At 75.9% G+C, this 7,750-nt stretch carries 7 protein-coding genes; 4 read left to right on the forward strand and 3 right to left on the reverse strand.

Features of this window, described 5'->3' with window-relative positions; genetic code table 11:
- The first annotated feature begins 333 nt into the window (after positions 1–333).
- Positions 334–534 carry a hypothetical protein gene (locus RIF68_RS19685; protein WP_309052595.1) on the forward strand — a complete coding sequence of 67 codons (201 nt, stop codon included), beginning with the start codon at positions 334–336 and terminating at the stop codon, positions 532–534.
- Between the two features lie 15 nt (positions 535–549).
- Here RIF68_RS19685 and bla read toward each other — a convergent pair whose 3' ends face one another.
- Complete coding sequence (gene bla, locus RIF68_RS19690; RefSeq protein WP_309052596.1) at positions 550–1,539, reverse strand: class A beta-lactamase; 990 nt, start codon at positions 1,537–1,539, stop codon at positions 550–552.
- Between the two features lie 201 nt (positions 1,540–1,740).
- On the opposite strand from bla, the gene RIF68_RS19695 reads away from it, so the two are divergent.
- Complete coding sequence (locus RIF68_RS19695) at positions 1,741–2,415, forward strand: beta-glucanase (RefSeq protein WP_309052597.1); 675 nt, start codon at positions 1,741–1,743, stop codon at positions 2,413–2,415.
- 33 nt (positions 2,416–2,448) lie between these two features.
- Here the strand turns inward: RIF68_RS19695 and RIF68_RS19700 are convergent, their stop codons facing one another.
- Positions 2,449–4,743 carry an alpha-N-acetylglucosaminidase gene (locus RIF68_RS19700; RefSeq protein ID WP_309052598.1) on the reverse strand — a complete coding sequence of 765 codons (2,295 nt, stop codon included), beginning with the start codon at positions 4,741–4,743 and terminating at the stop codon, positions 2,449–2,451.
- A 200-nt stretch (positions 4,744–4,943) separates the two neighbouring features.
- Between RIF68_RS19700 and RIF68_RS19705 the strand changes: the two genes are divergently transcribed.
- A complete protein-coding gene (locus tag RIF68_RS19705) occupies positions 4,944–5,543 on the forward strand; it encodes a hypothetical protein (protein ID WP_309052599.1) in 600 nt (199 codons plus the stop codon).
- Positions 5,544–5,662: 119 nt separating this feature from the next.
- A complete protein-coding gene (locus tag RIF68_RS19710; protein WP_309052600.1) occupies positions 5,663–6,847 on the forward strand; it encodes an alpha/beta hydrolase in 1,185 nt (394 codons plus the stop codon).
- A 57-nt stretch (positions 6,848–6,904) separates the two neighbouring features.
- Here RIF68_RS19710 and RIF68_RS19715 read toward each other — a convergent pair whose 3' ends face one another.
- A complete protein-coding gene (locus tag RIF68_RS19715) occupies positions 6,905–7,708 on the reverse strand; it encodes a phosphatidate cytidylyltransferase (RefSeq protein WP_309052601.1) in 804 nt (267 codons plus the stop codon).
- Positions 7,709–7,750 lie beyond the last annotated feature (42 nt).

Below are 7,750 nucleotides of genomic sequence, written 5' to 3' on the forward strand. Positions count from 1 at the left end.
GCGCCCCCCGCCCGCTCCCGGACGCCCGTCGCCGACCGCTTCCCGCCCCTGATCCGGGACGCATCGTAGCGACCCCGGCGCCGCCGCTCGATGCGCACGACGACCCGGAGCGTCCGCCCCGGGCGGTCCGCTCGTGGCGGTGTGAGCCGCGGCTCCGGTCCCGGCCTGTGGCGCGGGCGGGCCGGCGACCGGACATCGGTCGCCCGGGCCGGTAGCGACACGCGCGGGTGGTGAACCGTGACGATGCCAGGGCGGGGACGGCGGAATGCGAGGGTCGGGTCACGGAGCGGGCACCCCCCGTCCCCACGGGCCGGAGATGTCGGTTGGCTTGACATGAGGAAGCATCCACACGAACACGACGAGTACATCTCCGGAGTCCGTGCCGAGCTTCTGGGCACCGCCCCGGCCGATCCGCCGTTTCCCGCCGACCACGACGACCTGCCCTGTCCGTTCTGCCGGACGCTGAGCGGCCACCCCGGCGGCCGGCCGGCCGGGCGCGGGGGGAAGCGCTGGTGGCGGGCCGGCGAGGCGTAGGGGCGCCCCGGTCCGTCAGGCGCGCCCGTCGCCCAGGGACTTCGCCACCAGGGCGGCAGCCCGCGCGATCAGCCGGTCGTCATGGGGGGCGTCCGCCTCGGGGCGGTTCGTCATGATCGCCATCACGAGCGGGGCCCGGCCGGGCGGCCAGACCACGGCGATGTCGTTGCGGATCCCGTACGCGCCGCCCGTCCCGGTCTTGTCACCGACCACCCAGCCACGCGGCACCCCCGCCCGGATGAGCTCGCCCCCGGTGGTGTTGGTCCGCAGCCACCCCGTCAGGAGGGCCCGCCCGTCCTCCCCGAGGGCGTCCCCGAGCACGAACGCCCGCAGATCGCGGGCGAAGGCGCGCGGCGAGGTGGTGTCCCGCGTGGCACCCGGGGTCCAGTCGTTCAGCGCGGGCTCGCGCCGTTCCACCCGGGTGACGGTGTCGCCGACCTCCCGGAGCGCGGCCGCCAGGCCCTGCGGCCCGCCCAGGGCGTCGAGCAGCAGATTGGCGGCGGTGTTGTCGCTGAACCGGACGGCCGCCTCGCACAGTTCGCGCAGGGTCATCCCCGTCGCCACGTGCTTCCGGGTCACCGGCGCGTGGGCCAGCAGATCCTCCTCGCCGTAGGTGACCACCCGGTCCATGCCCTCCGGGAAGTACCTGTCGACCACCGCGGCGGCGGCGAGGGCCTTGAACGTCGAGGCGTACGCGAACCGCTCGTCGGCCCGGTGGGACACCTCCCGGCCGGTCCCCGTGTCCACGGCGTGGACCCCGATCCGTGCCCCGGACTCCCGCTCCAGCTCCCGCAGTTCGTCGAGCACCGCTCGGTCGTCCGGAAGGTGCCCGCCCTGCCGCTCACCCGCGCCCGGGGCGGACGGGGAGGCCGACGCGGGAACCGGAGCACGCGGGGTGCCGTCGCCCCCGCACGCGGCGAGCGGGGTGAGGGAGAGGGCGCACAGCAGTGCGAGCGCGCCGGGACGGCGCCGGCGGGCGGACGGGCGGAACGTGGGCGAGTGCATGGCGCCGAACCTCCAGAGGGCTTCCGGGTACCCGCTCACCCTCTCCCCGCCGGGCCGTGCGGTCCACCCGGCCCGCCCCTGCCCGGCAGCCCCGGTGTCAACCCTGCGTGACGACTTCACGACAAGGAGTGCCTGCTTCCGGATGGGGAGCGGCCTTGGGGGGCAGGGAACGGGGGAGAACCAGACACCGCGGGAGCGCCCATGCAGTCACCACCCCCGGCCGCCGAACCGGTCTTCGTCGCCGACTTCACCTCCGGGACCCAGTGGGTCGCCGGCCGCTCGTGGGCCTATCCCGACGGCGGCCCCGTCAACCCCGGGGACAACAAACTCGACCACCTGGTGGCCGATCCCGCGTACAGCCGCTCGGGCGTCTTCCGCGCGACCCGGCGCGAGGACGGACTGTGGGACGCGGGGCTCCTCACGACCGAGGGCAGCCGCGAGGCGTTCGAGGTCCGCACCGGGGACGTCCTGGAGGCACGGGTGCGGCTCCCCGAGGAGATCGGCGCCTGGCCGGCCATCTGGACCTGGCGCGACGGCGGCCAGGAGATCGACGTCTTCGAGTACCACCCGGACAACCCCGACCTCCTCGAACTGTCCAACCGGGTCCGCGGCAGGTACCACTACCACCGCCACCCCGACGTCCGGCCCGGCGGCGAGGTGCGGCTGCGCACCCAGTTCGGGGCCCGTTCGGTCGTGTGGTGGGTCGACGGCGCCCGGGTCTTCTCCGACGGCGTCGGCGTCGGCCGCCACTGGCACGCGTACCTCATCGTCAACCTCTCGGTCTGCGCGGGCCGTTACCACCCCGCGCCCGACCCGGACGCCACCGAGATGTCGTACGAGGTGAGCGAACTGCGCGTGCTGCGCCCGCGCCGCTGACCACCGTCCGCACCACCTGCCGAGCGGCTCCGCTCACCGAACCGGACCTGCCGGCGAGGCCGTGGGCAGCACCGCCCGTACCTCCTCGGCGAGGGCGACCGGATCACCCGCCGGCGCCGTGGCGTACCGCTGGTGGCCGCGCGCCCAGGCGTCGTCCCGGGCGAACCAGTCCACCACCTCCGGTTCCGTGCCGGTCACCAGCGCCCGGTCGAGGGTCTCGAAGTACGCCGCCCAGCGCGGCGCGTACACGTCGTGCACCAGCCCCGCCCACTCCCGGTTCGCGTAGTCGCGCAGCCCTCCCTCCTCGCTCGGACCGCGCCCGCCCCACGTGGTCAGGATCGACCGGGCGTCGTACTCCAGCCGGTCGCGTTCGGCCGCGTCGGCGCCCCAGGAGCGCGCGTCGGCCAGCCACGGCCCGAGCAGGAACCGCCGGTCGGAGGCGACCAGCCGCCCGAGCAGGTCCAGATGGCCGTTCCACTCCCGCACCAGGGCCCGGAACCCCTCCAGGTCACCGCCCTGGTACGCGGTCCTGATCCGGGGGAGCAGCACCCGGCTCCGGTTGGTGAGGGCCTGCCGCGCCACGTCCACGAGGTCGTAGCGGTACGCGTCGGTCGTCCGCAGCGCGGGCGCCACCCGCAGCAGTTCGGCGAGGGCCCGCTCCACCGTGGCGGCGTCGTACCGCATGGCGGTCGGGCTCCACCGGGCGGCCCTGGTCACCGTCAGGCCGGGCCGCGCGGTGAAGAGGCTGTCCTGCGGCTCGCTCCACGTGCCCGAGCGCATGCTGTACGGCCCGAGGCGCAGGGCCTCCCACGCGGCGGCGGCGTGCGGATCGGGACCGCCGTAGCGCCGTGCCGCGTACCCGGCGAACCAGGCCTTCTGGTCCACCGCCCCGGGCCGCCAGGCGAGCTCGGAGAAGAGGGCGAACGCGGCGGGGTTCTGGCCGGTGCCCTCGGGAAGGTAGGCGATGCCGCTCAGCGCCGACCCCGGCTTGGTCAGCCACGCGTGGAAACGGCTCGTCCACACACCGCTGTTGGCGCCGATGGTGGTGTGGCCGCCGAAGTTGGGGATCGTGCCGAACGCGTACGGCGTGCCGCCCCACTGCGTCTCCCGGTCGAGCCCGTCGTAGCGGTCGGACAGACCGTCCAGGATGAGGACACGCCGCCGGTCCACCCCGCTCAGCAGCTCCGCCGTCGGGTTGCGCTGCCAGCCCAGCATGACCCAGGTCGCGCCGGGCCGGGCGGTGTCCAGGGCCCGCTGGACCGCCCCGGACGCCGCCGCCACGTCGACCGGTCCCGCTGTGCCGCCCTCGTGCAGCAGGTCCATCTTGAACAGGTCGGTGTCACCGAACCGTTCCCGCTGGATCCGGTAGTAGGCCTCGGCCACCCGCTCGAACACCGGCCCGGTCGGGTCCAGCCACGCCGGCCGCTCGAACCCCACCCACCGGCCCTGCGGCACCGTCACCGCCCCCGGGTTCCGCGCGGCGAACTCCGGCGGCACCGTGCCGAAGTAGCCCGGCAGCACCGGGGTCATCCCCAGGGACCGCAGGTGGTCGGCGACGCGCCGGCCCAGCGCCGCCCGCGCCTCGATCAACTGCTCGGACACCGGCCCCGCGAACCCCGACATGTTCTGCAGCAGCCACCAGCCCTGGTGCGCCGGTCCCGGGATCCACTCCCGCAGCTCGGCCGCGCTGTAGCCGAACTGCTGGAACGTCCGGTAGTAGGGGTACTCGGCGCCCGTCGGCACGAAGACCTCGTTCACCCCGTGCAGCGCCATCCGGTCGATGTCGTACCGGTACGCGGCGAAGTCGCGGTACGCGCCCGAGTAGCCCTCGTCCGTGTCGTTCAGCGCGTACCGGTGGGGCACCGCGGCCGACCGGGTCACCGTCCCCGCGACGGCGGGGAGGACCCGGGGCAGCCGGCCCAGGCTGTCGCCCGGCCACCCGACGTCCACCCCGGCGACCTCCTTCAGGTACCAGCCGGCGCCGGTGAGCAGCGTGGCGGGCGTGGTGCCCCGCACCTGGATCGCGCCGGCCGCGCCGGAGACCGAGAAGTGGTCACCGCCGGCCCCCTTGGCGACCGGCACCAGGGTGAACTGCGCGGCGGCCCGCTGCCCCAGCAGCCGCGTCAGGCTCGCCCGGGCCGGCGCCACGTCGAAGGCGGGCGCCGCCGACGCCGCCGCCGGCGGGTTCTGCCCCACCCCCCCGGCGACGGGGACCGCACCGGCGCCGCGATGCGCCGAGCCCGCTCCCGGCACGGTCAGCACCGACACGGCGGCCAGCACCACGGCGACGAACGCCCGACGGCAACGGACGACCGGACCACTGCCCATCCGACTCCCCTGACTTCCGTTCGACGGTCACGCGCATCACGCGTGCGCCCACTCTCCGACGCCCCTTCCCGCCCGCCGGGCAGGCGGAGCCGGAATTCACCCGCCGCTCATCCGACCGGACGCACCGGGCACCCGTACCAGGGCGAACATGAGTACGGATGCTCAGGAGCGGGCGCCACGGTCCGCCTACGGTGATCGCCATGGACGTGAACGAGGCACACGGCGGGACCGGCGGCACCGGGAGCGCCCGGCGATGGCACGTGGGCTGCTCGGTCGCCCTGGTCGCCGCCTTCGTCCTCGTGATCCTCGGCGCCTGGGGACTGCGGGAGTTCGAGAAGGGTTTGGACGGGGACGGACAGCTGGACATGCCCCGCGAGCACGCCGGAAGCGTGGTGGAGCCGCTGCCCGGCGGGGTGACCGCACGGTACGAGGACGGCCTGCGCGTCACGGTCGGCCCGCCCCGCCCGGAGGGCGACGGCCGGACCTACCGCATCACCATCACCTACGAGAACGGCTCGGACGAGACGCTGGAACCGGGCACCGGCGGCTACGGCGACGCCCTGGACGTCCGCGCCGGACGGCCGGGCGACTCCTCGTGGACCGCCGCCGACGGCACCAGCGACTGGCTCGACTTCCGCGAGGCGGAGCGACTCCTCGGCCGGCCGCTCGCCGAGGACGGGAAGCGCGACGTTCCGGTGCGGGTGACCGCGAGCCGGAAGGGCCTCCCGCTCACCGTCGAAGTGCGGCCTCCGCACCGGTCCTACCGGGAGGCCGCGTACTGGCAGCTCACCCTCGGCTGACCCGGTCCGCGGCCCCGCCCCGGCGGATCTCCGCGTCCGACCCGGGATGTACGGACCCGGCGCCGGTTGCGACCGTGGGAGGACGCGGGGCGCCCGGCCCGGCCCGTAGCGTCCCCGGCATGAGGAAGCTGACCCGGGCGGCCGCCGCCGCCCTTCTCGCCTGCGCCGTCACGTTACCGGCCGCCACCACCGCAACCGCCGCGCCGGCCCCTGCGCCCGCCGCCACGACCACCCCGGACCGGCCGGGCGCACGCCTGAACCTGCCGGCCCCCACCGGGCCGTACGGCGTGGGAAGTTCGGTCCTCCACCTCGTGGACCGCTCCCGCACCGACCCCTGGGCGCCCGAGGCCGACGGCCGCGAACTGATGGTCACCCTGCACTACCCGGCCGCCCGCCACCACCCCGGCCGGCCCGCCCCGTACGCCACACAGGAAGAGGCCCGGCTCCTCCTGAAGGGCGTACCGGTCGAGGACCCGGTGGCGACACGGCAGGTGGCGCGGGCCCGTACGCACAGCGTGCCGGACGTGCGCCCCGCCCCCGGGCGGCACCCGCTGGTCGTGCTCTCGCCCGGCTTCGGGATGCCGCGCTTCACCCTGACCGCTCTCGCCGCCGACCTCGCCTCCCGCGGTTACGTCGTCGCCTCCGTCGACCACGCCTACGAGTCGTCCGGGACGACGGTTCCCGGCGGGCGCACCCTGACCTGCGTCGCGTGCACCGTCATGGAGGAGAACGACTGGACCAAGGGCCATCTGGTCACCGGCGCCCGCGCGGCCGACACCCGGTTCCTCCTGGACCGGCTGACCGGCCCCCGGCCCGCCTGGCGGTACGCCTCCGCCATCGACCCGACGCGCATCGGCATGGCCGGCCACTCGGTCGGCGGTGCCGCCGCCGTCCCCGCCATGGCCGCCGACCGGCGGATCGACGCGGGCGTGAACATGGACGGCACGTTCTGGGACGCGCCGCCCGCCGACGGCCTCGGCGGCCGGCCGTTCCTCTTCCTCGGCACCGACGAGTTCCACCGGCCGGGCGGCGGGGACACGTCCTGGGACACCACCTGGGCGGGTGTGCGCGGTGAGAGGCACTGGCTGACCGTCGACGGCGCCGGCCATCTGGACTTCTCCGACGCCCCCCTGATCCTCCGCCACGTCGGCAGCCCGGACGGCCCCCTCCCGGCCGACCGCGCGGTGTCCCTCACGCGCGCCTACGTCGCCGCCTTCTTCGACGAGCACCTGCGGGGCGAGGAACAGCCCCTCCTCGACGGGCCCGACCCGGCCCACCCGGAGGTGCGGTTCCACCGCCCCTGAGCACTCCGGGAACCGCGGGGGCGGGTCCGCCACCGGGCCCGCCCCCGCAGGGGCTCCTCAGCGGAGCACCAGCAGCACGGCGAGCGCGAGGAGCAGGGAGTCGATCCGGTCCAGGAGACCGCCGGCGCCGGCGAGCCAGCGGCCCGCGTCCTTCGCGCCGGCACCCCGCTTGACCATCGACTCGAAGAGGTCGCCCAGCGGGCCGCCCACCGCCACGGCGATCGCCAGGGGAAGGCTCCAGGCCGACAGGGCGGCCAGGGCGCCGAGCCCGGCGGCCGCTCCCGCGACCGTGCCGCTCCAGCGCTTGGCGGGCGACAACGGGGAGAGCCGAGGCCCACCGAGGCGCGGACCGGCCGCGTACGCCACGATGTCGGCGACGGACACGGCCGCGAACAGCGCGAGGCCCGTCGCCCCCAGCGGCACCAGCGCGGCGAGCGGCCCCAGCCAGACCAATCCCAGCAGACCGGCACCCGCGCGTCGCAGACCGTGGTCGGCGTCCCCCGCGAGCAGCGGCACGCCGACCACCGCGAGCGCGCAGACCGCCGCCACCCGGGGCAGTTCACCCGGCACCAGCCACACCGCCAGGATCAGGGCGACGACGGACGCGGCCAGCACGGCACGGTCCACCGGCACCAGCCGGAGCAGACCGCCGTACTCGACGACCGCCACCACCCCCACGAGCACGGAGACGGCCGCGACACCGCCCGGCCCCAGCCAGAACGCGCCCGCCAGCAGAGGGACGCCGGCCGCCCACACGCACCAGCGCAGGACGAGCTCCCGCCGCCGGGACACGGCGACCGCCACGCCCCCGGCCGCCAGCGCCCCGCCGAGGAAGGGCACCAGGTCCGCGACGGCGGTCAACGGCCGGCCCGCCCGCCCGGTACGGCCGCCGCCGGCGCCGCG

The organism is Streptomyces sp., from assembly GCF_031178505.1.
Taxonomy (GTDB): domain Bacteria; phylum Actinomycetota; class Actinomycetes; order Streptomycetales; family Streptomycetaceae; genus Streptomyces; species Streptomyces gulbargensis.

Coding starts and splice junctions, on each gene's coding strand:
- RIF68_RS19685 (WP_309052595.1), top strand. CDS start 334: ATGAGGAAGCATCCACACGAACACGACGAGTACATCTCCGGAGTCCGT.
- bla (WP_309052596.1), bottom strand. CDS start 1,539: ATGCACTCGCCCACGTTCCGCCCGTCCGCCCGCCGGCGCCGTCCCGGC.
- RIF68_RS19695 (WP_309052597.1), top strand. CDS start 1,741: ATGCAGTCACCACCCCCGGCCGCCGAACCGGTCTTCGTCGCCGACTTC.
- RIF68_RS19700 (WP_309052598.1), bottom strand. CDS start 4,743: ATGGGCAGTGGTCCGGTCGTCCGTTGCCGTCGGGCGTTCGTCGCCGTG.
- RIF68_RS19705 (WP_309052599.1), top strand. CDS start 4,944: ATGGACGTGAACGAGGCACACGGCGGGACCGGCGGCACCGGGAGCGCC.
- RIF68_RS19710 (WP_309052600.1), top strand. CDS start 5,663: ATGAGGAAGCTGACCCGGGCGGCCGCCGCCGCCCTTCTCGCCTGCGCC.